26 protein-coding genes and 2 pseudogenes are annotated in these 25,644 nt (G+C 59.0%); 1 reads left to right on the top strand and 27 read right to left on the bottom strand.

All coding sequences use genetic code 11. The features are described 5' to 3' along the window. Window positions 1-8 precede the first annotated feature (8 nt). The 19 genes from JANGC3_RS0120305 to JANGC3_RS0120215 all read right to left on the bottom strand — a co-directional run bounded on the left by JANGC3_RS0120305 (window position 9) and on the right by JANGC3_RS0120215 (window position 16,835). A complete protein-coding gene (locus JANGC3_RS0120305) occupies window positions 9-935 on the bottom strand; it encodes a DNA-methyltransferase (protein WP_017878328.1) in 927 nt (308 codons plus the stop codon). Continuing rightward, window positions 932-2,266 carry a histidinol dehydrogenase gene (hisD, locus tag JANGC3_RS0120300; protein WP_017878327.1) on the bottom strand — a complete coding sequence of 445 codons (1,335 nt, stop codon included), beginning with the start codon at window positions 2,264-2,266 and terminating at the stop codon, window positions 932-934. The genes JANGC3_RS0120305 and hisD overlap by 4 nt, the downstream gene beginning before the upstream one ends. 16 nt (window positions 2,267-2,282) lie before the next feature. Further along, a complete protein-coding gene (hisG, locus tag JANGC3_RS0120295) occupies window positions 2,283-2,963 on the bottom strand; it encodes an ATP phosphoribosyltransferase (RefSeq protein WP_017878326.1) in 681 nt (226 codons plus the stop codon). Window positions 2,964-2,967: 4 nt separating this feature from the next. Further along, window positions 2,968-4,218 (bottom strand): UDP-N-acetylglucosamine 1-carboxyvinyltransferase, encoded by a 1,251-nt coding sequence (gene murA / locus JANGC3_RS0120290; protein WP_017878325.1) that lies wholly within the window; start codon window positions 4,216-4,218, stop codon window positions 2,968-2,970. A 6-nt stretch (window positions 4,219-4,224) separates the two neighbouring features. Beyond that, on the bottom strand, window positions 4,225-4,461 hold the full coding sequence (locus JANGC3_RS0120285) for a BolA family protein (RefSeq protein WP_017878324.1): 237 nt from the start codon (window positions 4,459-4,461) through the stop codon (window positions 4,225-4,227). A gap of 176 nt (window positions 4,462-4,637) precedes the next feature. After that, window positions 4,638-5,399, bottom strand: a complete 762-nt coding sequence (locus JANGC3_RS0120280) for an ABC transporter permease (RefSeq protein ID WP_017878323.1) — start codon at window positions 5,397-5,399, stop codon at window positions 4,638-4,640. Next, window positions 5,396-6,310, bottom strand: a complete 915-nt coding sequence (locus JANGC3_RS0120275) for an ABC transporter ATP-binding protein (RefSeq protein WP_017878322.1) — start codon at window positions 6,308-6,310, stop codon at window positions 5,396-5,398. The genes JANGC3_RS0120280 and JANGC3_RS0120275 overlap by 4 nt, the downstream gene beginning before the upstream one ends. Before the next feature lie 219 nt (window positions 6,311-6,529). After that, a complete protein-coding gene (locus JANGC3_RS29705; RefSeq protein WP_017878321.1) occupies window positions 6,530-6,850 on the bottom strand; it encodes an STAS domain-containing protein in 321 nt (106 codons plus the stop codon). Window positions 6,851-6,866: 16 nt separating this feature from the next. Next, on the bottom strand, window positions 6,867-7,508 hold the full coding sequence (locus JANGC3_RS0120265; RefSeq protein WP_017878320.1) for an MlaC/ttg2D family ABC transporter substrate-binding protein: 642 nt from the start codon (window positions 7,506-7,508) through the stop codon (window positions 6,867-6,869). A gap of 31 nt (window positions 7,509-7,539) precedes the next feature. Continuing rightward, entirely contained in the window at window positions 7,540-8,397 is an 858-nt protein-coding gene (locus JANGC3_RS0120260; RefSeq protein ID WP_017878319.1) for an MlaA family lipoprotein, read from the bottom strand. Beyond that, complete coding sequence (gene mlaD / locus JANGC3_RS0120255; RefSeq protein WP_026133252.1) at window positions 8,394-8,864, bottom strand: outer membrane lipid asymmetry maintenance protein MlaD; 471 nt, start codon at window positions 8,862-8,864, stop codon at window positions 8,394-8,396. The genes JANGC3_RS0120260 and mlaD overlap by 4 nt, the downstream gene beginning before the upstream one ends. 54 nt (window positions 8,865-8,918) lie before the next feature. After that, the gene (mlaE, locus tag JANGC3_RS0120250; RefSeq protein WP_017878317.1) at window positions 8,919-9,704 is read right to left on the bottom strand and encodes a lipid asymmetry maintenance ABC transporter permease subunit MlaE; all 786 of its coding nucleotides are present in this window, start codon (window positions 9,702-9,704) and stop codon (window positions 8,919-8,921) included. After that, window positions 9,701-10,504: an ABC transporter ATP-binding protein gene (locus JANGC3_RS0120245; RefSeq protein ID WP_026133251.1), complete on the bottom strand. Its 804-nt coding sequence runs from the start codon at window positions 10,502-10,504 to the stop codon at window positions 9,701-9,703. Before JANGC3_RS0120245 ends, mlaE begins: the two co-directional genes overlap by 4 nt. 245 nt (window positions 10,505-10,749) lie before the next feature. Then, window positions 10,750-11,994, bottom strand: coding sequence for an ROK family transcriptional regulator (locus tag JANGC3_RS0120240; protein WP_017878315.1), 1,245 nt, complete (start codon window positions 11,992-11,994; stop codon window positions 10,750-10,752). A 176-nt stretch (window positions 11,995-12,170) separates the two neighbouring features. Then, complete coding sequence (locus JANGC3_RS0120235) at window positions 12,171-12,626, bottom strand: RbsD/FucU family protein (RefSeq protein WP_026133249.1); 456 nt, start codon at window positions 12,624-12,626, stop codon at window positions 12,171-12,173. Next, window positions 12,619-13,410 carry an ATP-binding cassette domain-containing protein gene (locus tag JANGC3_RS0120230; RefSeq protein ID WP_035788861.1) on the bottom strand — a complete coding sequence of 264 codons (792 nt, stop codon included), beginning with the start codon at window positions 13,408-13,410 and terminating at the stop codon, window positions 12,619-12,621. The genes JANGC3_RS0120235 and JANGC3_RS0120230 overlap by 8 nt, the downstream gene beginning before the upstream one ends. Before the next feature lie 5 nt (window positions 13,411-13,415). Next, entirely contained in the window at window positions 13,416-14,375 is a 960-nt protein-coding gene (locus JANGC3_RS0120225) for an ABC transporter permease (RefSeq protein ID WP_026133248.1), read from the bottom strand. Between the two features lie 94 nt (window positions 14,376-14,469). Continuing rightward, window positions 14,470-15,462: a sugar ABC transporter substrate-binding protein gene (locus JANGC3_RS0120220; RefSeq protein ID WP_017878311.1), complete on the bottom strand. Its 993-nt coding sequence runs from the start codon at window positions 15,460-15,462 to the stop codon at window positions 14,470-14,472. A 176-nt stretch (window positions 15,463-15,638) separates the two neighbouring features. Next, window positions 15,639-16,835: a carbohydrate porin gene (locus JANGC3_RS0120215; RefSeq protein ID WP_198292085.1), complete on the bottom strand. Its 1,197-nt coding sequence runs from the start codon at window positions 16,833-16,835 to the stop codon at window positions 15,639-15,641. An 871-nt stretch (window positions 16,836-17,706) separates the two neighbouring features. Here JANGC3_RS0120215 and JANGC3_RS31815 point away from each other — a divergent pair. Then, window positions 17,707-17,892: pseudogene (locus tag JANGC3_RS31815) on the top strand (transposase); the annotation flags it as partial. A gap of 147 nt (window positions 17,893-18,039) precedes the next feature. Here JANGC3_RS31815 and JANGC3_RS32910 read toward each other — a convergent pair. The 8 genes and pseudogenes from JANGC3_RS32910 to JANGC3_RS0120185 all read right to left on the bottom strand — a co-directional run. Further along, a complete protein-coding gene (locus JANGC3_RS32910; RefSeq protein ID WP_157406782.1) occupies window positions 18,040-18,762 on the bottom strand; it encodes a hypothetical protein in 723 nt (240 codons plus the stop codon). Beyond that, the gene (locus JANGC3_RS33920; protein WP_017878309.1) at window positions 18,763-19,572 is read right to left on the bottom strand and encodes a DUF2345 domain-containing protein; all 810 of its coding nucleotides are present in this window, start codon (window positions 19,570-19,572) and stop codon (window positions 18,763-18,765) included. A 21-nt stretch (window positions 19,573-19,593) separates the two neighbouring features. Next, window positions 19,594-19,881: a type VI secretion system Vgr family protein gene (locus JANGC3_RS33915; protein WP_017878308.1), complete on the bottom strand. Its 288-nt coding sequence runs from the start codon at window positions 19,879-19,881 to the stop codon at window positions 19,594-19,596. Between the two features lie 46 nt (window positions 19,882-19,927). After that, complete coding sequence (locus JANGC3_RS31810; RefSeq protein ID WP_026133246.1) at window positions 19,928-20,941, bottom strand: PoNe immunity protein domain-containing protein; 1,014 nt, start codon at window positions 20,939-20,941, stop codon at window positions 19,928-19,930. Between the two features lie 283 nt (window positions 20,942-21,224). Further along, window positions 21,225-22,337 (bottom strand): annotated as a pseudogene (locus JANGC3_RS29695) (transposase). Window positions 22,338-22,504: 167 nt separating this feature from the next. Continuing rightward, window positions 22,505-23,227 (bottom strand): hypothetical protein, encoded by a 723-nt coding sequence (locus JANGC3_RS32900; protein WP_157406780.1) that lies wholly within the window; start codon window positions 23,225-23,227, stop codon window positions 22,505-22,507. Further along, on the bottom strand, window positions 23,228-24,649 hold the full coding sequence (locus JANGC3_RS32895) for a hypothetical protein (protein WP_157406778.1): 1,422 nt from the start codon (window positions 24,647-24,649) through the stop codon (window positions 23,228-23,230). 188 nt (window positions 24,650-24,837) lie between these two features. Then, window positions 24,838-25,644: DUF2345 domain-containing protein (locus JANGC3_RS0120185; RefSeq protein ID WP_026133245.1), on the bottom strand; the 807-nt coding region annotated here is incomplete at its 5' end.

Raw genomic sequence — 25,644 nt, 5'->3', positions numbered from 1 at the left:
AAACGCTCCTAAAGTGAGACTTCTTCGGATATGGAATTCTTGGCTGGCTTGGCGGCGGCTTTCTTGGCGCGGGGCGTGGCGACCTTTTTGGCGACTTTGGCCACTTTCGCGGCCGGCTTGGCCGCGGCCTTGGCGGCGCGCTTGACCGGTTTTTTCTTCTCCGGCTCGGCCTGGTCCAGCGCCAGCAGGCGGGCGTTGATGATGTCGCAGTAGTCCTGGTTCAGCTCGAAGCCGACGAACTGGCGCCCGCAGCGCTTGGCCGCCAGCGCGGTGGTGCCGCTGCCCATGAACAGGTCGAGCACCACGCCGTCCGGCGGGCAGGAAGCCTTGACCATGCGCTCGATGATTTCAAGCGGCTTCTGGGTCGGGTGGTCGGCCCGCTCCGGGTGTTCCTTGTGCAGCCGCGAGACGCTCCACAGGTCCTTGGGGTTGTAGCCCACTTCGAGCCACTTGGCGCCGACGAAAATCGAGCGCGAGCGGGCCTTCTTGGTGGCGGCGTCGTAGGCGATGCGCACCGAGTCCAGGTCGAAGTAATAGTCCTTGCGGTTGACGAAAAAGCCGATGGTGTCGTGCACCGACGAAAAGCTGCGCACGCTGCCGCCCATCGACGGCACCCGGCGGTCCCAGATGATTTCGTTCATCATCGTCATGCGCTGCTTCAGCATGACGAAGATCTCCGGCGAAAAACGCCAGGTCAGGAAGATGTACAGGCTGCCGTTCGGCTTCAGCTTGGGCAGCGCGGCGCTAATCCACTGCTCGGTCCAGCGCAGGTAGTCTGCCACCGTCTGCTGGTCCGAGGCGTTGCCGTAGTCCTTGCCCAGGTTGTAGGGCGGATCGGTGAGGATCAAGTCGATGGACGCGTCCGGGATGCGCGCCAGCCCGGCCAGCGCGTCCTCGCAGAACACCTGGTTGATCCAAGCCGTACCGTCGCTCATGGCGCCGGCGGCGTTGGCGTCAAGCGCAATTCGGCGCTGCGGGCGTGCGCCTGCAAGCCTTCGCCGTAGGCCAGTTCGGCCGCGACCTTGCCCAGCGTTTGCGCGCCGGCTTCGCTGACATAAATGATCGACGAGCGCTTCTGGAAGTCGTACACGCCCAGCGGCGACGAAAAGCGCGCGGTGCGCGAGGTCGGCAGCACGTGGTTCGGGCCGCAGCAATAGTCGCCCAACGACTCGGACGAGAAGCGCCCCAGGAACATCGCGCCGGCGTGGCGGATCTGGTCGGCGTACTGCTGCGGCTCTTCGGCGGAAATCTCCAGGTGCTCGGCGGCGATGGCGTTGGCGATGGCGCAGGCCTCGGCCATGTCGCGCACCTTGATCAGGGCGCCGCGGTCGCCCAGCGAGGTGCGGATGGTCTCTTGCCGCGGCATCGTCGGCAGCAGCTTGTGGATGCTGGCCTCGACCCGGGCGATGTAGTCGGCGTCCGGGCACAGCAAGATCGCCTGCGCCAATTCGTCGTGCTCGGCCTGCGAGAACAGGTCCATCGCCACCCAGTCCGGGTCGGTAGTGCCGTCGCAGATGATGAGGATCTCGGACGGGCCGGCGATCATGTCGATGCCGACGATGCCGAACACGCGGCGCTTGGCGGCGGCGACGTAGGCGTTGCCGGGGCCGACGATCTTGTCGACCGCGGCGATGGTCGCGGTGCCGTGCGCCAGCGCGCCGACCGCCTGCGCGCCGCCGATGGTGATGACGCGGGTGACGCCGGCGATCGCCGCCGCCGCCAGCACCATCTGGTTCTTCACGCCGTCCGGGGTCGGCACCACCATGATGATTTCGGCGACGCCGGCGACCTGCGCCGGAATCGCGTTCATCAGCACCGACGACGGATACGCCGCCTTTCCGCCCGGGACGTAGATGCCGACCCGGTCCAGCGGCGTGATCTTCTGCCCCAGCACGGTACCGTCCGGCTCGGTGTAGCTGAAGCCCTGCAGCTCCCGCTTCTGGCGTTCGTGGAAGGCGCGCACGCGCGCGGCGGCCGTTTGCAGCGCCTCGCGCTGGGCCGCCGGCAGCGCCGTCAGCGCGGCCTGCAACTCTTCCTGCGAAACGTCGAAGGCGGCCATGCCGGCGGCGCCGCCGTTGGGGATGCGGTCGAAGCGGTTGGTGTATTCCAGCACGGCGGCGTCGCCGCGCGCCTTGACGTCGGCCAGGATGGCGGCCACCGCGGTTTCAATCGCCGCGTCGGTGCCGGCTTCGAACGCAAGCAGCGCGTCCAGTGATTGTTTGAAATCGTCTTGGGTTGAATCGAGCTTGCGTATCGTAATCGACATAATGGGTTCCAGCGGACTAGCCTTGGTTTTTTGAGGCGCGTTCAAATGCTTCGATGATCGGCTGCAGACGCTCGCGTTTGAGCTTGAGCGCGGCCTGGTTGACCACCAGGCGCGAGGAGATCTCCATGATGTGCTCGACCTCGACGAGGTTGTTGGCGCGCAGCGTGCTGCCGGTGCTGACCAGGTCGACGATGGCGTCGGACAGGCCAACCAGCGGCGCCAGCTCCATCGAGCCGTACAACTTGATCAGGTCGACGTGCACGCCCTTGGCGGCGAAATGCTCGCGCGCGGTCTGCACGAACTTGGTCGCCACGCGCAGGCGCGCGCCCTGGCGCACCGCGGTGTCGTAGTCGAAGCCGGCCTTGACGGCGACCGACATGCGGCAGGCCGCGATGTTCAGGTCGATGGGCTGGTACAGGCCCTCGCCGCCGTGCTCGAGCAGAACGTCCTTGCCGGCCACGCCGAAGTCGGCGGCGCCGTATTGGACGTAGGTCGGCACGTCGGTGGCGCGCACGATGATGACGCGCACGTTCGGATCGTTGGTCTCCAGGATCAGCTTGCGCGAGGTTTCCGGATTGTCCAGCACCGTGATGCCGGCCGCTTCCAGCAGCGGCAGCGTGTCGTCGAAAATGCGGCCCTTCGACAGCGCCAGGATCAGCTGGGAGGTGTCGCCGTGGTTCGATCGGTTCATGGTCATCCCCTTATTTCACGCGCACGATGTCGGCGCCCACCGCCGACAACTTCACTTCCATGCGGTCGTAGCCGCGGTCGAGGTGGTAGATGCGGTCGATCAGGGTTTCGCCCTCGGCGGCCATGGCGGCGATCACCAGCGAGGCCGAGGCGCGCAGGTCGGTCGCCATCACGGGCGCGCCGCGCAGGCGCTCGACGCCGGCGATGATGGCGGTCTTGCCTTCGATGGTGATGGCCGCGCCCAGGCGGTTCATTTCCTGCACGTGCATGAAGCGGTTCTCGAAGATGGTCTCGGTGACGCGGCTGGCGCCGCCGGCGACGGTGTTGACGGCCATGAACTGCGCCTGCATGTCGGTCGGGAAGCCCGGGTATTCGGTGGTGCGGAAGCTCACCGGGGTCGGCCGGCGCGACATCTGCGCGCGGATCCAGTCCGGCCCGAAGGTCATCACCAGGCCCATGTCGCGCAGCTTGTCGAGGGCGGCGTCGAGGATGTCGACGCGGGTGTTTTTCAACGTGACGTCGCCGCCGGTGGCCGCGACGGCGCACAGGAAGGTGCCGGTTTCGATGCGGTCGGCGATGACGGCGTGGCTGGCGCCGTGCAGTTCGGCGACCCCCTGGATGACCAGGCGGTCGGTGCCGATGCCTTCGATCTTGGCGCCCATTTTCACCAGCAGGTTGGCCAGGTCGCTCACTTCCGGCTCGCGCGCGGCGTTTTCCAGGATGGTTTCGCCGTCGGCCAGGGTCGCCGCCATCAGCAGGTTCTCGGTGCCGGTGACGGTGATCATGTCGGTGACGATGCGGGTGCCCTTGAGCTTTTTGCACTTGGCGTAGATGTAGCCGCCCTCGATGGTGATCTCGGCGCCGAGCGCCTGCAAGCCCTTGATGTGCTGGTCGACCGGGCGCGAACCGATGGCGCAGCCGCCCGGCAGCGACACCTTGGCCTGGCCGAAGCGCGCCAGCAGCGGACCGAGTACCAGGATCGAGGCGCGCATGGTCTTGACCAGCTCGTAGGGCGCTTCCAGGGTGTCGATGGCGGCGCCGTTGAGCACCACGCGGTCGTCGTCCCGGGCGACCTTCAGGCCGGTCTGGCCGAGCAGCTTGAGCATGGTCTTGACGTCGTGCAGATGCGGCACGTTGCTCAGTTCCAGGTCGCCCGCGGTCAGCAGGCCGGCGCAGAGGATCGGCAGGGCGGCGTTCTTCGCGCCGGAGATGGCGATGTCGCCGGACAGGCGCTTGCCGCCTTGAATGAGGAGCTTATCCATGCTTGCTTATCCTTGGTATTCTTCTGGGGTCAGGGTTTTCATCGACAGCGCGTGGATTTCCTCGCGCATGCGGTCGCCCAGGGCCGCGTAGACCAGCTGGTGGCGCTGGATCAGGCGCTTGCCGGCGAAGGCCGGCGAGACGATCACGGCGGTGAAGTGCTGGCCATCGCCTTCCACTTCCAAATGGGTGCATTCGAGGCCGGCGGCGAGATAGCCGTGAATCAGTTCTGGGGTGGTGGTCACGATTTTTCCTTGGTGCGTAATAAGTGGTGTTGAATCAGGTATTCAGGGGCCGCTGGCCCGGACAAGAAACCAGAGGCGCGAACCCGGGGTCAGACCTTCTCGCCTTGGCGCTGGGGATCCGACCCCGGCTCCATGCCTGTGGTTGTAATGTATTCCCCGGCATCTTAACTTAACGGCTAGTGGCGCAGCCGGTAGCCGCTTTTCAGCAGGCGGATCGACAGCAGCGCCAGCACGATCAAAAAGCCGCCGACGATGGCCAGGCTAAGCAGCGGGTTGACGTCGGATTTGCCGAAAAAACCGTAGCGAAAGCCGTCTATCATATAAAAGAACGGGTTCAAATGCGAGACCGATTGCCAGAACGGCGGCAAGGAGTGGATCGAATAGAACACGCCCGACAGGAAGGTGGCGGGCATGATCAGGAAATTCTGGAACGCCGCCAGCTGGTCGAACTTCTCGGCCCAGATGCCGGCGATCAAGCCCATGGTGCCGAGCATGGCCGCGCCCAGGAAGGCGAACAGCAAAATCCACAGCGGCGCCTCGAACGACAGGTCGGCGAACCAGACCGTGACGGCGAACACGCCGCCGCCGACGGCCAGGCCGCGCAGCACCGCCGCCAGCACGTAGGCCGAAAAAATCTCCCAATGCGACAACGGCGTGAGCAGCACAAACACCAGGTTGCCGGTGATTTTGGACTGGATCAGCGACGACGAGGCGTTGGCGAAGGCGTTTTGCAGCACGCTCATCATCACCAGGCCGGGAATCAGGAAGGCGGTGTAGCTGACGCCCGGGTGCACTTCGACGTGGCCTTCCAGCACGTGGCCGAACACCAGCAGGTACAGCATGGCCGTCAGCACCGGCGCGGCCACGGTCTGGGTCGCCACCTTCCAGAAGCGCAGCGTTTCTTTGTAGACCAGGGTGCGGAAACCCGTCGATATCATAATGTTCCCTTGTCCATGATCTGCAGGAAGATGTCTTCCAGATCGGCTTGTTGCAATTGCATTTCGTCGATCACGGCGCCGCTCTCGCGCAGGCGCGCCAGGATCTTCTCCACTTCGGCGTATTCGTTGACGCGCAGGCTGAACTTGTTCGGCGGCGCCGCCTCGTCCGGATGCGTGACCAGGTGGCGCAGGTCGGCCGGCAGCGCGCCGCTCTTCAGGTGCAGCACCAGTTGCGAGCCGGAGATGCGGCGGATCAGCGCCGACATCGTGTCCAGCGCCACCACCTTGCCGCTTTTGAGCATGGCGACGCGCTGGCACATGGCCTGCGCCTCTTCCAGGTAATGGGTGGTCAGCACCACGGTGTGGCCCTCGCGGTTCAGGCGCGCGATGAACTTCCACAGCGTCTGGCGCAGCTCCACGTCGACGCCGGCGGTCGGCTCGTCGAGCACGATCACCGGCGGCTTGTGCACCAGCGCCTGGGCCACCAGCACGCGCCGCTTCATGCCGCCCGACAGCGCGCGCATATTCGTGTCGGCCTTGCCGGTGAGGTCGAGGTTTTCCATCACCTCGTCGATCCAGCGGTCGTTGTTGTTCAGGCCGAAATAACCCGATTGCAGGCGCAGCGTCTCGCGCACCGTGAAAAACGGGTCGAACACCAGTTCCTGCGGCACCACGCCGAGCGCCTTGCGGGCGGCGCGGAAGTCGCCGACGACGTCGTGGCCGTGGATCTTGACGCTGCCGCCATCGGGCCGGATCAGGCCGGCGATGATGGAGATCAAGGTGGTCTTGCCGGCGCCGTTCGGACCCAGCAGGCCGAAGAACTCGCCCTCTTCGATGGCCAGCGAGACGCCGCCCAGCGCCTTGAGCGACTTGTAGCTCTTCTCGACATTCGTAATTTGGATTGCTGTCATGCTTGGCTTCTGTATAGGGTGCTGCAATGTGGCGCGCCGGAGCGGCTCGGGTGCATGGGCCGGTCGGGTCAGCGCAACGCGAGCCGACATTGCCGACGCACAGGCGATTGTCCGGCCGTGCAACGTTCAATTATATGGGAAATTCAACTCGGAAGAGTCGAACCGGCAATTACCGGCTTGGAGCGCGGGAGCGGAACAGGGGTAGCGGCGGGGACAGGGTCAATGATGGTGCAGGTCGGCCGGACTGGCGTCGGTCGCCTTCAGCGTGCTCGACACGAGGTCGCAGACGCCGTACAGCCGGGTCAGGCTTTTCAGCTTGGGCGGCAGGTTCTTCAGTTCCAGCTTCAGGCCGGCCGCGTCGGCGGCGCGTTGCCACGCCAGCATCACCGACACGGCGGCCGAGTCGACCTGGCTGACGTTGCGCAGGTCGAACACGGTCTGGCCGGACTTGATCGCGTCGACACCCTGCTCCAACGCCGCCTTGGCGTTGAGCACTGTCAGCGAAGTCAGCGATTGCAGGGTATCGAGCGGGTCTGGCATGGTGGACTTCTCTGGCTTATTTGCTTGCGGCTTTGATCGGCTTGCTGGCGAGCTTCTTGTTCTTCTCGGCCAGGGTCTTGATCAGGCCGTCGACGCCCGATTTGCTGATTTCGCTGGCGAAACTGCCTTTGTAGGTTTCGACCAGCCACGCGCCCAGCACGTTGATGTCGTAGATCTTCCAGCCCGCCGGACCCTTGGCGACGCGGTAGTTCAGCATGACCGGCTCGCCGCGCGCGACGTTGACCTGGGAGCGCACTTCGACTTCGGTGTCGCTAGGCTGGGCGCGCAGGGCCTTGAATTCCACGGTTTCGTTCTTGACCTGCGACAAGGCGCCCGAGTAGGTGTAAATCAGCAGGGTGCGAAACTCCGCCGACAACAGTTTTTTCTGCTCGGCGGTGGCGTCGCGCCAGTGGCGTCCGGCGGCCAGCGCGGTCATGCGCTCGAAATCGACGTAGGGCAGGATTTTGCTTTCAACCAGGTCCATCACGCGGTTCTGGTTGCCGGCCTGGATTTCCTTGTCGGCCTTGGCCACTTCCAGCACTTCCTGGCTGATGCGCTTGACCAGCGCGTCCGGCGCTTCGTTGGCGGGGGCGGCGGCTTGGGCGCTCAGGGCGAAGGCCATGGCGGCGGCGCCTAGCAGTTGTTTCACTAATTTCATGTGTGTTTACCTTCCATATTGGTTGAACGGGTTACAGGCTGGCGTTGTGCCCGGCCGGCGCTTCCATGGTTAACTCTTTGACGGCCGGTTCGGATGACAGCGGCGCGGCGATTTCCGCGGCGACGGGTGCGCCGGCGCCGGTGTCGAGCGCGGCCGCGTCGTCCTTCTTGGCCTTGTTGCGCGGATTGCCGTCGGCGCCGAAAATCTTGTTTTCGCGTTGCTGCAAGTAACCGTCGCGGACGAATTCATAGCGGTCCAGCGCGGCGCCTTCCAGCAGGTTCGAGGCGTCGAGCAGGTAGGCGCGCTTGTCGATCAGGCGCACGCCGCTGCCGATGTTGCGCACGTTGACCGGGTCCTTGTAGCCCCACGGGTCGGCCTTGATGTCGAGCGGCAACGCGACCGCGTCGCGCATCGTCGACGGTCCCAGCAGCGGCAGCATGATATACGGGCCGGACGTGACGCCCCAGTAACCGAGGGTCTGGCCGAAGTCTTCGTCGTGCTTGGTCAAGCCCGCCTCGCTGGCGATGTCGAACAAGCCCAGTATACCGAAACTGGAATTGAGCATCACACGGGTGAAGTCGGACATGCCGGCCTCGCCCTTGCCCTGCATCAGGTTGTTGGCGGAACTCCAGACGTCGGCCAGGTTGCCGAAGAAATTGCCGACCCCGGTTTGCACGAACGACGGCAACACCGCCTTGTAGACCTTGGCGACCGGCTTGAGCGCGACCTTGTCGACGGTGTCGTTGAAGGTGAACACGCCGCGGTTGAAACCCTCGAACGGATCGTTCGGATTGTTGGCGGTGGCGCAACCGCCCAGTGCGGCGGTGGCGGCCAGCGCGAAGGCGAGCTTGCTCAGGTTCATGGCGGTGGTCTTGGTGCTGTGGCTCATTTACTATCCTTTCCTTCCGCAGCCTTGCTGTAGATGAACTGATTGATCAGGTCTTCCAGCACGGTGGCAGATTGGGTCCTGCTGATTTTATCGCCGGTCACCAGATTGTTGGTGTCGCCGCCCGCTTCAATGCCGATGTATTGCTCACCCAGCAGACCGGCCGTCAAAATCTTCGCCGAGCTGTCCTTGGGAAATTTATACCCTTCTTCGATATGCATCGTGACCAGGGCTTGGTATTGCTTGTCATCAAATGTGATATTCGCCACCCGGCCCACCACCACGCCCGCGCCCTTGACTGGCGCCTGCGGCCGCAAGCCGCCGATATTGTCGAATTTGGCGGTCACGGCATAGGTCTTGGCAAACGAGATGGTGCTCATGTTACCGGCCTTCAAGGCCAGGAACATCAGCGCGATCACGCCCAGCAGCACAAACAAACCCACCCATACATCCATTGATTTACGTTGCATAACAATCCTAAATGATTTTCGCCAGCAGGCTTGTTCTGCTGACATACGATTCGACTACTTGCTGAACATCAAAGCCGTCATCATGAAATCCAGCCACCACACCATCAGCGAGGAAATCACGACCGTGCGCGTGGTCGCGCCGGCGACGTCTTCCGGGGTCGGCTCGGCCTGGTACCCCTGGAACAAGGCGATAAAGGTGATGGCGACGCCAAACACCATGCTTTTGATGAAACCGTTGGCGATGTCTTTCCAGATATCGACGCCGCTTTGCATCTGCGACCAGAACGAGCCCTCGTCGACGCCGATCAACTGCACGCCGACCAGGTAGGCGCCGAAAATGCCGACCGCGGTGAAAATCGCCTGCAGCAAGGGCATGGCGATCACGCCGGCCCAAAAGCGCGGCGCCAGCACCCGTTGGATCGGGTTCACTGCCATCATTTCCATCGCCGACAATTGCTCGCCGGCCTTCATCAAGCCGATTTCGGCCGTCAGCGAGGTGCCGGCGCGCCCGGCGAACAGCAACCCGGTGACGACCGGACCGAGTTCGCGCGTCAGCGACAGCGCCACCAGCAGGCCGAGCGCCTGCTCGGAGCCGTATTTGTTGAGCGTGTAATAACCTTGCAGGCCCAGCACCATGCCGACGAACAGGCCGGAGACGACGATGATGACCAGCGAATGGGTGCCGAGGAAATACAGCTGTTCGGTCAGCAGGCGCGGCCGCCGCAGCAGGCCGCCCGAGGCGCCCAGCACGGTGAAGAAGGCGCGCATGGTGAAGCCCAGCGTTTCGACCGCGGTGCGCAGCCAGGCGCCGATGGCCGCCAGGACATCGAGGGCGATCATGCGGACCTCCCCAGACCCAGGTCGTCGGCCAGCGAGCGGCCCGGATAGTGGAAGGGCACCGGGCCGTCGGCCTCGGCGTGCACGAATTGCTTGACGTAGGGGTGGTTCGACGCGGCCATCTCGACCGGCGTGCCATGCGCAACGACTTTCCCCGACGACAGGAAATACACGTAGTCGGCGATGGCGAAGCATTCCTTGACGTCGTGCGAGACCAGGATCGAGGTCGAGCCGAGCGCGTCGTTCAGGTTGCGGATCAGGTTGGCGGCGACGCCCATGGAAATCGGGTCGAGTCCGGCGAAGGGCTCGTCGTACATGATCAGTTCCGGGTCGAGCGCGATGGCGCGCGCCAGCGCGACGCGGCGGCCCATGCCGCCGGAAATTTCGGCCGGCTTCAACTGGGCGGCGTTGCGCAGGCCGACCGCGTGCAATTTCATCAGCACCAGGTTGCGGATCAACTCTTCCGGCAAGTCGGTGTGCTCGCGCAGCGGGAAGGCGACGTTTTCAAACGCGGTCAGGTCGGTGAACAGGGCGCCGTGCTGGAACAGCATGCCCATTTTGCGGCGCAACTGGTATAACTCGTCGGTTTCCAGCGAATGGACGATTTGGCCGTCGACGTTGACCGAGCCCGAGCTGGGGCGCAACTGGCCGCCGATCAGGCGCAAGACCGTGGTCTTGCCGCTACCGGAACCGCCCATGACGGCAACCACTTTGCCGCGTGGGAAATCCATTTGAAGGCCCGATAAAATCGAACGCTTTCCATAGGCAAAGTGTAGATCGCGGATTTCGACAAGATTAGGCACAACGAAGCTCTTTTTTTTTAATGGCGTATTGTAGTGCAGAACTACCAATGTCTGCAGAGGGCGGCCTTTTTTGGACCTCAAAAAGTTAAGAATACAACATTAATGAACGAATAGTCAGATATTCAATTGTAAAAATGTTGCAATGTGCCAATACGCAACACCTGCGCGGCGCCGCTACGGGACGCGGCGGCCCCGCCTGACCCCGGTTTGACGCCTTTGCTTCATTTTATCGCCGCCGCTTCAGCTTACTTGAGAAACAAGTCGCGGTCCGGCGCGAAATGCGCGTACAAGGGCAGGAAGGCGCCGCCGACGGCGCGCGCGTCGGCGCCGACGGTGCCGCCCAGCACCTGCGGGCGGGCGGTGCCCTCCCAGCTATAGCATTCCTGCGCGCGCTCGACCTGGGCCAGCAACTGGTCGAGCAAGCCGCGGTCGAACGAGCCGTCGATGATCACCCCCTCCAAGTCGAGCAGGCAGGTGGCGCTGTTGATGGCCAGCGCGATGGCGCGCGCGGCGTCGTCGAGCCAGGTGACGGTGTGCGTAACGAAGGGTTCCTGCAGCGCGCGCCCGTCGTGGGCGGCGGCCGGGTCCAGCCCGGCCAGGCTGAACAACTGCTCCAGGTTGAACAGCGAGGCGTCGCCCAGCAACTGGCCGGGCGGGTTCCTGGCGCCGGCCGTGGCCAGGCCGAGCGGAAAGGAGCCGACGGCGCCGGCGTTGCCGTGCAGGCCGCCGTGCAAATGGCTGTTGATGACCAGGCCGCCGCCGATGAAGGTACCGACGAACACGTACAGGAAGTTCTTGATGCTGCGCCCGCGCCCGAGCACCAGTTCGGCGACGCAGGCCGCCGCCGTGTCCTTCGCGAACTCGACCGGCAATGGCGTCATCGCCTGGACGCGCTGGCGAATGTCGATGTGGTCCCACTCGTTGGCTTGTTCCGGCGCCATCTCCAACAGGTTTTGCCAGCCGCCCAGTTGAAACGGCGCGGCGATGCCGATGCCGCACAGGCGCGGCAGCAGCTTCGGCCCCAGCAGCACGGCCATGCTCTTCAGTGCCGACTCGATCTGGCCGAACACGGTGTCGGCTGCGGGGAAGGGGTAGGACAGCGAAAAGCGCTCGCGCGTCTTGCCGACGAAGTCGACCAGCAACACGTCCAGGCTGCGCCGGCCTATCTTGATACCGATCGAAAAAGCGCCGTCCGGATTGAGCATGATCGGCACCGATGGCTGGCCGACCTTGCCGCGCACCGGCGCGAGTTTGCTGACCAAACCCTCCTCGAGCAAGCGATTGATAATCAGGGAAACCGTTTGCGTGCTCAGATTGGTCAGCCGGGCCAGGTCGGCCTTCGGCATGCTACCGTGCAAGCGCACCGCCTGCAGCACCACCCGCTCGTTGAACTGGCTCATACCGATCTGGTTCGAGCCGCGCGGCCGCAGCCATTGAATATCGTCGTTGGCCGCTTGCGGCGCGGACGACTCGGTAAAGGTGTCTAACATGATGGGGCTGGGTCCGATTTCTACAGGCGTAAAACACATTCATTTTATTACATATCCAGCGGCCCGCCCCGCCGCATGCCAGAACGGCCAAGGCGCCGCCGGCGGCAAAACAACGCCGCGGCGCCGAACCGCGGTCAGACCCCGCGGGTCCGACCCCCTTGCTTGTCAGCGTAAAGCTAGGCCGCCAACGGCGCGCCAAGCACACCCTTCTTGAACAGGAAGTTCGCGTAAGGCTGCATTTCCCCGGTCTGCACGATAGCGTAGGCGCCCTTGACGCGCGCATAAAAAGCGAAGCGCTCAAGCGCCTCGCACTGCGCCGGCTGGGCCGCGCCGCTGTCGGCGAACTGCGCCAGCAAGTCGCGCTGCAAGCCCGACAAATAGCCGTCGGCCGTCTCGCACACCTTCATGAAGGCGACCGGCTGGCGCACCTTGTCGTCCAGCGGCAACACCGACAACACCGCCGCGCAGGCGCGCGCCAGGTCGACGCCCGGCAAGCGCACCAGAGGTTTGCCGGCGCCCAAGGTCTGGCCGGTGAAGTTGGCGTCGACCAGCACGACTTCGTCGCCATGGCCCATTTCGCACAAGATCTTCAGCAATTCCGGGCTGAGTAGTGGATCGATTCCTTTAAGCACGGGCTTCCTCCGGTAATTCCTCGACGTTCTTGGCGCCGGTCATCACGGCAACGGTGTCGGACATGCTGATGTGCTTTGGATTGACGACGGCGACGCGCCGGCCGAGCCGCTGGATGTGGATGCGGTCGGCGATCTCGAACACATGCGGCATATTGTGGCTAATTAAAATCACCGGCAGGCCGCGGTCGCGCACGTTGCGGATCAACTCGAGCACCATATTGCCCTCCTTGACGCCGAGCGCGGCGGTCGGCTCGTCGAGGATCACGACATGCTTGGCGAAAGCGGTGCTGCGCGCCACCGCCACACCCTGGCGCTGGCCGCCGGACAGGGTGCCGACGGCTTGCTTCATGGAACGGATGCCGATTTTCAGATCGCGCATATGGGCCTCGGCCTCGGCCAGCATCTTTTTCTTGTCGATGATGCGCAGGAACCTGGAAATCATGCCCGGACGCAGCAACTCGCGGCCGAGGAACAGGTTCTCGGCAATCGTCATCGCCGGGGCCACGGCCAAGTCCTGGTACACCGTCTCGATGCCGTAACGGCGCGCGTCGATGGGCGACTTGAAATGCACCGGCTTGCCGTCGAGCAGCATCTCGCCCTCGTCGGGCACGGTGGCGCCCGACAGGGCCTTGATCAGCGAGGACTTGCCGGCGCCGTTGTCGCCGATGACGGCGAGGATTTCACCCGGCAGCAAATCGAAATCGGTGCCGTCGAGGGCGGTTACACTACCGTAGCGCTTGACCAGGCCGCGGGCCTGGAATACGGGTTGCACATTGCTTGTCATGATGATCAACCTTTCTTATGTGTAAGTTGATCGGTTGCCACTGCCAAGATTACCAGGATGCCCGTCACCAGGATCTGGTACACCGAGGACACGCCCATCAGGGTCAGGCCGTTGCGGAACACGCCGACGATCAGCACGCCGACCAAGGTGCCCATGATGGAGCCGCGCCCGCCGAACAGGCTGGTGCCGCCGAGCACGACCGCGGTGATGCTGTCGAGGTTGTCGGTCTGGCCGCCCTGCGGATCGCCGACGCCCATGCGCGCCACCGACATCAGCGCGGCAATGCCGTAGCACAGTCCGGCCAGCATGTAGACGCCCAGCAAAACCTTATTGGTGGCGATACCGGTCAGCCGCGCCGACTCGGGGTTGTTGCCGACCGCGTAGATGTGCCGGCCCGGCGCGGTGTCGCGCAGGAACAGCCAGGTCAGCACGTACAGCCCCAGCATCAGCACGGTGCCGAAGGTGAAGGTGGCTTGGCCGATTTGGAAGGTGTTGCCGAAAAATCCCATCGATTCCGGCAGGCCGGTGATGGTTTGGGCTTGCGAGTACAACTGTGTGACGGCGAAGGCGATGTTCATCGTGCCCAGCGTGACAATAAACGCCGGCAACTTGATCGAGGTGACCAGGGCGCCGTTGATAAAGCCGATCAGCACGGTGACGGCGATGCCGCACAGCACCGCCAGATAGGGGTTCATGCCGAGGTCGACGGCGAATTTGGTCATGACGACCGATCCCAGCGCCATCGCCATGCCGCACGACAAATCGATGCCGGCGGTCAAGATGATCAGCGTCTGGCCGATCGCGATGATGCCGACGACCATCACTTGCTGCAATATCAGGGAAAAATTCTGGCCGCTGAAGAAACGCTCGCTCTGCGACGCGAAGAACAGGCAGGCGGCGAGCAAGGCGATAACCGGCCCCAGTGTTGCGATCGACGGCAGAAATTTCGGGAGGGAGGAACTCATACATTATCCATATTCAATAGGGGAAAAGGGGGCGCGCCGGCGGCCGCGGTCGGCAGGGCGCTTGGCCCGCCAGAGCGCGGCCGCCGGCGTGGGCTTATTTACCCCAGCAAGAGCTCAGGCCGAACACCGTGTCGCGGCTCTCGACGCCTTTTTGCGCCTTGTCGCTGATCAGGGTAACGCCGGTGTCGACGTAGCCGCTGGCCTTTTTCCCGCTCTTGGCGTACTCGACGCCGGCTTCGACGCCCAGGCCCGCCATGTTCAGCGGATACTGTTGCGAGGTCGCCGCGATGACGCCGGCCTTGACGTCGCGCACGCCGGCGCAGCCGCCGTCGACCGAGACGATCATCACGTTCTTTTCCTTGCCGAGGGCCTTGAGCGCCTTGTAGGCGCCGGCGGCGGCCGGTTCGTTGATGGTGTACACCAGGTTGATGTCGGGATTTTTCTGCAGGCAGTTTTCCATCGCCGTCTGGCCCTTGCCCTGGTCGCCGAAGCTGTCGGCCATGCAGACCACGTCGGCGGTTTTGACCAGCTCGATCGTCTTGGCGCTGACGCCCGGCGCGCCGAAGCCCGCCAGGAAACCGTTGTGGCGGGAAATACCCACAGGATGGCCGGGGAACAAGTCCAGCGTGGCGATTTTGGCGGGCTTGCCGGCGAAGGCCGCCTTGGCGTATTGGCCGATCAGCAAGCCGGCCTTGTAATTGTCGGTGGCGAACAGCGCGTCGGTGGCGTCCTGCGGCTCGGTCGGGCTGTCGAGGGCGATCACCAGCACGCCGGCGGCGCGGGCCTTCTTAATGGCCGGCACGATGGCCTTCGAATCGTTGGGCGTGATCATGATCGCCTTGGCGCCGGCGGCCACCATGTTTTCAATCGCCGTGACCTGGCCGGCGTTGTCGCCGTCGGCGCGCCCGGCCGCCGTCAACAGCTTGGCGCCCTTCAGTTTGGCGCGGTGCTGCGCGCCTTCCTTCATTTTCACGAAGAAGGGATTAGTATCGGTCTTGGTGATCAGGCCGACGATCGGTTCCTCGGCCAGGGCGACGCCGCCGGTTGCCGTTAAGATAGCCAGTGCGATGCAGTGTTTGACGTTCATGTTGCTGTCTCCAGAATCTATTTGTTTTACCGGGAGGGCGAGTGCCTCGGCCTGGGGCGCCACCGCCAACGGCGGCACCCAAGTTCAATATACCCCCGGATAATTAATAAAACAAGTGCTTTTATATATTTTGCGGGCCAAAAAAATTGGCCTGTGCGGCCCGCTTGCGACCGGGTTTAAAACCAGGTTTCAACCTGCACGCCAGCCGAGGCGCCCTCGGTCTTGCCACCGAACACGCCGGTGCTCGACAAGGCGCTGCCGGCCGCCGCGGCTTGCTGCGCCGCCTTATTCCACTTCGCGTAAGTAAGGAACAGGCGCAACTCCGGACGCGACCAGAAATTCTTCGCCAGCGCGACCGTCGGCGCAAACGTCACCTTGCTCAATTGCTGCGCCGCGCCGCCGCTGCGCGAGGTGATGCGGTCGTGGCCCACTTCCAGTTGCAGCTTGAAATTGTCGGTCAAGGCGTAGACCGGGCGCACGCCGGCCGAGGTCCAGGTCTGGCTGCCGGCGTCGCTCTTATCCTTCTGCACCAGGACCACGGCCGAGCCGCCGAACTCCGGCGTTACCTGCCAGTACAAGGTGTCGAACACACGGGTGCGGGTGACGTCCGAAGCGAAGGCCAGGCTGTCGGTGCCGCCGATCTTGATACCCGGGCCGACGCCGTATTGCACGCCGAACACGTTGTCGCCACCCAGCACCTTGTTCTGCTTGTGCACCGCCGACAGCGACCAGCCATTGTGCGTATTTGCCACCGAGCTGTCGGCCTTGATCAGGGTCAGGTCGAACTTCAGCGTGCCGTCCGTGTTCACCGGCAATTCCTCGTAGCTGAAGATGTGACGGCTGGCGTCGGAATCGCGGTCGTTGTTGTTGCGCATCAAGGCGTAGCTGAACTTGCCCGGGCCGGCCGGAATCGACTGCACGCCGGCGCCGATGCCGTCGCCGTGGATGTACTTGAAATCGATGATATGGATGTCCGGACGGTCATAGAAACGCTTGCCGAGCCACAAGATGGCACCGTTGAGGAAATCCAGGTTCTTGGCTTCCATGAACACCTCGCCCAGCTTGAAGCTCTTGTCCGAATCGGATACGCCGACGCCGTCCTGGAACACCGTGCGCACGGTGCCGACGAAACTGGCGCCGTTGGCGGCCTTGGCCAGCTCCTTGGTGTAAGCCAACTCGCCATAGGTCGTGCATTCATTGCCCAGGCGGTAGTCGCCGGCGCCCGGCAGGCTATAGCACGCCTGCGAACCGTCGGACGAATTGGTACCCGCGCCGGTGCGGAAGTAGCCGTGGAAAATGCCTTCCGCCTCGCCGGCCGAGGCATGCCCCATCAGCGTGCCCAGCACGGCCATAGCAACTGCGCATTTGTTCATCGTTTTCATTGATTTCATCTCCGTTTTTATCGGTGCGGCCTTCAGACCGCACGGTTTTTTTCCGGGCGCCGCTGTGGGTGCGACGCCTCGTTTGCCGAGGGCAAATTTCCCCAGTTCCACGGTGCCGTTGCCAGCTCCGTAAATTAATAAATCGCTTTGATTTATTAACGTAAACAATAATCCTGTTTGAGCTGGGCAGTAAAGACCTAGTTTGCAGCAAGGCAAAAAAACAACAAACGCGGGTGGAAGAGGGAGAGGAGGCCGGCGCCCAAGCGCACCCTTGCTTGCGGCGCGCGAGAGCCACACCGTCAGTTCTTATGCGGACTACCGGTTCGGCGACGCCAAGGAAGAGCAGGAGTAACTTGCGTTGATAGGAGGTGATCTGGGCTGAATGCCAGGCGATTGCCCTTTGGCCCGCCCTGCGGCTGGGTTAGCCTGCTCAGGCGCGCAGCCTGCCGAGAGCAACTTGCGGCCTACCGCCAGAGCGACGGTGACCTGTTCGTTACTGATAGGCGTCTTGACCGACGTAGCCGCCGGCGTCGACGTCGATGCCGGGCAGCGCGGCCGGTCGATAACTCGGGCGGCGATACGTTCAAAAACACATTGCAAATCAACGGATTGTGCGCGCTAAATCATGGCCAAGCCACTTGCGTCAGATGGCGGATTTCAACATCATATTTCTGGTCTTTTCCGTTGTTCTCACTTTACACGCTTGAGCAAAATGATATGCGCGCGATTGCGGGAAAAAAGACGTAGTAACAATAAAAAGTAGAATATACAATCGCTATTTTTTTATATTTAGTCTTAAATTAAATTTTATGATTCTTCAAAACCAATTCACAATTAGTCACCCCATAGCCATGGCTAGTATCAGGCCCGCGTACGTGCGAAGGTTGAGCATCCATTTCATGTCATCAAGAGCCTGTTTCGTCATCGTAAGACACGCTATCGCGCCTTAGCAAAGAACACTGCGCAGTTGTTCACGCTGTTCGGCTTCGCCAATTTGGTGCTCGCTGACAGGCGTTTGATACTCACTAAAACCCGAAGTGCGTCCTGAACGTCGAAAGACGTGGAAACAGAGCAAAATTCGCCCAAAAACACTACTTTCTAACTCAGCGAAACGCATTTTCCTTGATAGCGAATTTCGCCGCCGAAAAATCGACGACAGACCAGAAATCATGAATTGATCAGTGCTTCTCTTGTGTCATGCGGTGGATTTCAGCGTCAAACTTCTACTCTTTTCCAATGCTCTTATTTTACACGCTTGCGCAAAAAGATAACCGCTCATTTGCAGGAAAAATGCTGCAGTAACGGCAAAAGGTATCCCCCAAGCAAAAGCACTAAATACGGGATAGGCGGTTCGTAGACTCATGCCCACAAACATGAGTACCACCAATAGTATCGATATTGCTGGATACCAACTTTTTGGGACTCCCGGCAAATATAGCTCTGGCGTTATTTTCATTTTTTCCACCACTTTATCCCAATCCACAGTAGAGTCCGCCGGCCTAAAGCGATTTTCGAACTCGACTGCTCCGACGGTGTTCCATTTTCTATCTAGCGTACGCAAAGAAATTAAAATGTTTGCAATGCAAATGATTATGGAAATTGAAAAGAATACTATTTTTGACATAATTCCTATAGAATTTACCCAGAACAATGGGATAAATAAAGAAAACATTAGCCAGCCCATAGTAAAACCAAAGCTTCCAAAGTAAATTAATTGAGATAGCAATTTCTTTTGTGCACTTCGAAAAATTAATGCTTGACAAATAAATATAGCTGATGCGACGCTCATACTAAGATAAAGAAAACTAATTCCAGCTTCTGTGTCAGCTAATTTCAAGGTTATAAGCCATCCACCCAGTGTACTTAATGATAATGTAACAAAAGATAAAAATAAAGAATTCAATGTAACCTTATTCATTTAACGCGCCCACTCAGCAACTGAATTTTTGATATCGAAAGCGCTGTCAATTTTGTCGACAATCGTAGCAGCCAAAATATATCCACCCACGACCACGGCCACCGCAAAAAATACAGGGAGCCCAGCAGTACCGACGATAATCGTGGCAGTTCCTACGAACACAGCAGCTATGACACTACCGATTGTCGCAGTAGCCCCGGCTTTCGCGAGAGATACTCCTGCGCGCCCAAAAAATTCGCTGAGATCTCCGCTTCCTTTTTCGTCGACGTATACCGTGTTTGCATCACCGATAAAATCAATGACTGTTCCAATGATTTGCATTTTCATGCCACCCTTATAATTTTCCGAGACAGTTAACATCACGCGCTTGATTCCCCCGTAGCCCGCCCTACCTGTTTTTCCAAATTTACCGTCAATGAAAGCGCTCCGACCAGACTTGTCGGCGGTGATGCTGGTCTTGTCCGACTGGCTCTGGCTGCTGACCTTGCCGGTCGCCGCGTGCAGTTTGATGCCGGTTTCCTGGTTCGGCTTGTCCTTATTGCCGGCCTTGCCGTAGGTGAACAGGCTGACGCCCGCCTTCACCAGATAGTAGCTATTGCCTTGCGCGGCGAAGTTGATGTCCTGCCCGGCGGTGACGCTGCCGGTGTTGCCGGCGGCGAGGATGGCGTTCGCCGGCGTGGTCGCGCCGATGCCCGCCGGGCTCGACAGTTGCAACTGCGCTGCCGTGTAGGCCGTCACCGGAGTATGCCCGCCGCCGCCGTCCATGCCCTTGAGCACCTCGACGCTGTTGGCCAGGGCGATCGCCGGCAATGTGTCCGGTGCCAGCTCGGCCTAGCGCTTGTCGTCCTTGAGGCCGGCGTTGTGCTTTTGCGCGGTGCCGGCCATGCTCAGTTGCAGTTCGTGGCTGCGCTCGATCTGCGCCTGCGCCTCCTTCGAGTCGAGCTGGCTGCCGCTGGCGCCGTTGCGGGCGTCGCTCGACAGCAGCATCCCTTGGCCGGCGCGCAGCGCGGCGGCGTGCTCGGTTTTCAATTCGGCGCCGAAGCCGGCCTTGGCCAGGCGCTGGTTGTCGCTCTGGTGGCGCAGGTGGCCCAGGTTCAGCTCGTCGGTGCCGCCGTGCATCCTGGCGTGGCGCCGCAGCGACGGGCGTGACTGGCCAAATGGGCTTTCAACCGTCCATGTAACGCCACACCGTTAAGCCGTACGCGGAACCAAGATTGAGCATCAATTCGTCTTGTTGGTACGATTTTACTTGCGGCGGAATATCAAGCGCTTCCCACCGGCCCGCCTTGGGGCAGGACTGACCCGCAGTCGCGCGAAGCTCCCCGTCAGGCGGCGCCGCAGTGCCTGAAGCGGTCGGATCAGCCTGCATGTTTCTGGCGAAATCCACCAAGTCCTTCGGATAGAATTGCGCGTCGCGAAAGCTGCGGTCGTCAATGTCTAGCAAGTAGGTGATGGCGGCGGCTTCCCACGACCAGTATCCAAAAAAATTCATTCCCCGTTCATGACTGTCATGGTACGCCTCGCGACGACTCGCGTGGTACCACTGTTCCAGATATGTTGCCATCATTTCCGCTCGCTTCTCTTTTTCCGCGGAAAATATTTTTAGTGTTTTAAAATATGGGAGATGACGAGTACATTCATCGGGTGGCATTCCACGATCAGTAACGTAAAAGGAAACAAGACGCTCCAATAATCCATCTTTTTTAGGATTTTTAAAATCAATTATTGGCATTAATTTTTTAAGATGTTTTTCGTGTCCTAATAAAATAGTGAAGCATACTAAACGATTCGCTTGCTCGTAACCATCGCCAAACAAAGGAAGTAGCGCTACATAGGCGCCCTCAGATTCCGCGCTGTTGTCGTATTTGATATAACGTTCTGAATACGTCATCCAACGTTCTAAGACCGTCTGGTAAAATTCACGTAACTCAGTTATCTCATGGCCAGCGCTATAGGCTAAAGTCAACTGGTTTAATGCGTCCCAGGCTCTTTCCTGCGCCGTCACCGCGAAATTATACAATGGAATTTTTTCTAATTTTTCTTTTGGCAAATTTAAAATTTCTTTAAATATGTCATCCCCTTCTTTGTAGAAAAAAAACTCTGCCCCATAATATTTGTAATCAAGTAAATTTTCTCGTTTAAGATTTCTAAATTCTTCGATTGTAAGTATATTTCTCATTGACTACTAGCGTAAAATATTATTCGGGAAATTAATTATTATCTAAATTTCATGTTTTTTTGATTTTTTATGTTTTTCGAGCTACTTGCAAAATGCCCCAGCCGGCGGGTCCGCGCACGCCGCTGATCGCTGCGCCAAGCGGTTTTTATGATTGATGCAGTCGAATTTCTGTCCTGTAGCGCTTTACGTCGTCATTCATTGCCCTGCAAAGTTATTGCGCGCATGGCGCCGCCGACCGCGCCTTGCGATTCCATGACCTGCCTGCTCAATTGCCCACCGTGCGCTACGTCAGCAGGCGCATCAATTGATCCGCCGTCAACACCAGCATGCCGAACATCAAATGCGTGATGACCTTGTCGGGGCCGCGCACCCGGACGCTGCGCCCGCCGAATTCATCCTTCAAGCGCCCGTTGATTCGGTTTGCCTGGGTGCGTTCCTTGTAGCGCTCGGCGTCGGCGGGGTCGAACTTGTCCTTTGCCGCGCCGCGCGGATTGTGGTCGATCAGGGGAACGTGGCCCAGGCTACGGCTGTGTTCCTGCAATTCCACGCTGCAGTAGGCGGCGTCCATCAGGTCGTACAGGTTTGTCACGCACGCCGCCGTCATCGTCGCCAGCGGCACCGCCGTCTGGCTGTCGTGCGCCGAGGCGCTGGTCAGCAGCGCGCTCACCGGCACGCCGCAGTCGGCGGTGTCGATATGCAGTTTGTAACCGGTCCAGGAATTCTTGTAGCCCTGGAAGTTGCATTTCGTGCCGCGGTCGCAGGCCTTGGGCCACTCCTCCAGCATCGCCGGCAGCCTCTGCGAGCGCTGCCGGCATATCTTTGTTTTGCTTCGCAGGCGGCGCTTCATCCTTGCGTGGCCGGCCCCGGCGCGCCTTCGCGCCCTCGTCCTTCACCGGGGCATCCGCCGCCACTTTTTTCTCCGCTTTTTCGCGCGCCTCGATCGCCGTGCCGTCGCGGCTGATGTGGCCGATCAACTGCTCGCCCAGGTAGGTCTTGACCGGTGCCTCGTGCACCCGCTCGGGCAGCCTGCCTTTTGTGAATTGCGCGAACGCCCGGGAGAACGTCGCCTCGTCCGGAATCGCCTTCCACATCGGGAAGCCGCACAGCCGCTTCAAGGCGCGGTCCATCAACAGCCGCTCGATTATGCCCCGCGTCGTGGCCAGGTTCAGCACCGCCTTTGCCACGAAGGTGTCGGCCAAGGCGCGCGCTCGTGCGGCTTGCGCCCGATCCCCTGCCAGACCTACGTCCATTCTTCGATACGGACCCAGTCCAGAATATGCACCAGCTTTTCCAACTTGGGCGTCAGCGCGCCGCAGTCGTGCCTCAGTTCCGGCATCAGTTCGTGCTGGATCACATTCCAGCGTTGCAGTATCAGGTCGCGTCGGGTAGCATCCATGGTGTGGGCGTTACGGTGTTGACTTAGAAACTACATCATGCCAGCAATGGGCGCTCACACCCTTCATATTCCCGCGTCACGCGATCAAATCCCCACGCACCAGTAGTTTTGCAAGTACCTCTAACACTATGGCCATAGCTGGGTTGGTTTTTCGAGGTGCCCTTCCGTCAAATGGTGGATTTCACCGTCATATTTTTATTTTTTTCGAATGTCCTTACTTTACACGCTTGAGCAAATATATAGGCGCCCACTTGCAGAAAAAATGCCGCAACAATGGAAAAAGGTATGCCCCAAGCAAAAGCACTAAAAATGGGATAGGAAACTCGTAATATCATTCCTAAAAATGCTAACACCACCATTAGTATAGATACAGCATTAGTCCAACTTTCCGGAACCCCTGGCAAATATATTTTTGGTCGTATTTCCATTTTTTTTACTACTTTATCCCACTCAACCGTAGAATCCGCCAATCTAAAACGATTCTCGAACTCAGTCGCTCCGACGTCTTTCCATTTACGATCCACAATGCGTAAAGCAATTAAAATGTTTGCCCCGCAAATAATTGCAATAATTCCAAAGAAACTTGTTTTCGTCAAGGTTGCAATGGAATCCGCCCAAAACAACGGGATGAAAAAGCAGAACATTAACCATCCTAGAGTAAAGCCGAAGCTTCCCCAATACATTAGATAGGAGAATAGTTTTTTTTGCGCGCCACGAAAAAATAATGCTTGATAAATAAATATTGTTAAAGTGATGGGTATACCAATATAAAGAAAGCTAGCCCCTGCTTGTGGTGTAGCTATTTTTTCGGTTAGGAGCCATCCGGTCAAATTGCTTAATGACAGTGCGAACAAGGATAAAAATAGAGAATTCAATGTGGCCTTAGTCATTTAATTCGCCCATCCAGCAACTGAATTTTTTATATTGTAACGATTGTCAATTGTATCAACAACCGTGGCGGCCAAAATATACCCTCCTACGACCACAACTAGTACGCCAAGTACAGGGAGCACAACAGTACTCGCAGCGGTACCCATAGCGATAGCAACCAAAGACGTGGCAAGTGGAATTAACCCAGCAGCGATCACGCTACCGATTGCCGCGGTAGCTCCTGCTTTCGCGACAGATACTCCTGCTCGCGCTAGAAATTCGGTAAAATTTTGGCTTCCTTCTTCGCCATACACGGTGTTTGCATCACCGATAAAATCAATGATTGTTCCTATTATTTGAATCTTCATGCCTTTCCCAAAATTTTTCGAGACGGTGAGCATCAGACGCTTAATTCCCCCATAGCCTGCCTTACCTGTTTTTTCAAATCCACCGTCAAGGAAAGCGCTCCGCTCGGCACCTAAAGGTGATCTTTGATATGTCGTTTTTGCTTTTGGGCCTCTAAATACCTGCGCAACAACTCTTGTTATGGGAATCCCTTTGAATAACACTCTATATTTCCCAATCGCTTTTTTTTCGATGCGGACCGACATTAGGACCTTATTCAACTGCCTCCAATTTTCCTGAAAAAACCCCGCAGTCTCTTTAACCGAATTCGCTGTTAAATACTCGTTTCCAGAGATATAGGAAAATGCCGCAGCTATTGCCTTGTATAAGTTTGATTTTGATTCGCCGTTTGGGGGAGGATTAAATATCTTTTGAGTGGCTCCTTCAACCGCCTGCCCGCTATCCAGTTGCTTGAGTACCTGAGGTTGAATTTCACTGGATAAAGCATCGGTAACACAAACATACTCCCCGATTTCGGGCTGTTGTTCAGTATATTGATAATCAAAATCAGTACCGTAGCTTTTTAGAAACGACATTTTCGGATCAAACATTGGTTTGAAAAGTTCTTGTGTGGCAGACACTCCAAAAGGATCGTTGACGGTACAAGACAGCGATGAGGAAAGCTCCTTCGTGCCCATAACAACCATTAGCGGTTCTGGCTTCGTCTTGGGATTGTCATCATACTTTTTTGAATCAAGTTTATTGGCTTCAAAAGTTGCCATGACCGTGACATCTTTCTTAAGTACCAGATATCCTTTAAACTCGCGACCAATCCAAAGATGGAGGCGCTCGCCGTCTTGAAAGATCGTTTTTTTCAAAAGTTTCTTATCACGCGGACAGTAAAATTCGGATAGCGACTCAACCGTATAAGATGTCCCTCGTTTCAGATTAATGTCAAAAAATACATCACGATGTTTACGTAGAATCACTTTTATATTATCGTTCGAGCGCCAACATTGTACAGCCTCGCCCGGCAAATCGATACAGACTTCTTGCGATGTTTTGGCGTTGTCCCTAGCTGCGATTTTTTCGTTCATTTTCTATTCCTTCATTCTCGCTTAGCTTTTACCGGCGTATCTTATTTAGATAAATACAAATAACATATTGCATCACGGCGCTTTAGGCGAATTATTTTATGTCATTTTTTGACCGAAATTCTTTAATTAATTTAACAAAATAAATAAATAAAATGTCTTTTATTTTATTTTTTTACTTTACATTGTTTTTATTTTCGTTTTGGCTGATTAGCTCGAAGTGGCCCAAACGGAGCATTTTTAATTACGGCCTTACCGCTTGCATCCAATGTTACTTGTGTCCTATTTTTCGAAAATAGACTTAGATCGATGGACTCATTTTTCAATGGATTTCCATCCGCATCCACATACTCGATTTCCAAATTTCTTTTTATATTTAGCTCATGTATTTTATTGGCGACTTCAAGGTTGGGCACGCTTACCGGCCCCGCCAACTCCTTCATACTGGCCTTGAAATCCATCTTTCCCGGCCCGTGAATCATGATATTGCCGCCCTCGAGCTTCAAATAGGCGCCTTGCGCCGTCATCAGCAGGTGCTCTTTCGCGGCGATGTTGACGCTCTGGGTGACGCTGGCCACGGTGACGGCCTTGTCGGCGGTGATGCTGGTCTTGTCCGACTGGCTCTGGCTGCTGACCTTGCCGGTCGCCGCGTGCAGTTTGATGCCGGTTTCCTGGTTCGGCTTGTCCTTATTGCCGGCCTTGCCGTAGGTGAACAGGCTGACGCCCGCCTTCACCAGGTAATAGCTGTTGCCCTGCGCGGCGAAGTTGATGTCCTGCCCGGCGGTGACGCTGCCGGTGTTGCCGGCGGCGAGGATGGCGTTGGCCGGCGTGGTCGCGGCGATGCCGGCCGGGCTAGACAGTTGCAGCTGCGCTGCCGTGTAGGCCGTCACCGGTGCCTGCCCGCCGCAGCCGTCCGTACCCTTGAGCACCTCGACGCTGTTGACCATCTGGGCGATTGCCGGCAATGTGTCCGGTGCCGGCTCGGCCTGGCCCTTGTC

This window comes from Janthinobacterium sp. CG3 (assembly GCF_000344615.1).
Taxonomy (GTDB): domain Bacteria; phylum Pseudomonadota; class Gammaproteobacteria; order Burkholderiales; family Burkholderiaceae_D; genus Janthinobacterium.
The sequence above is the reverse complement of the archived record's forward strand: the minus strand, read 5'-3'. Positions and strand labels throughout refer to the sequence as shown.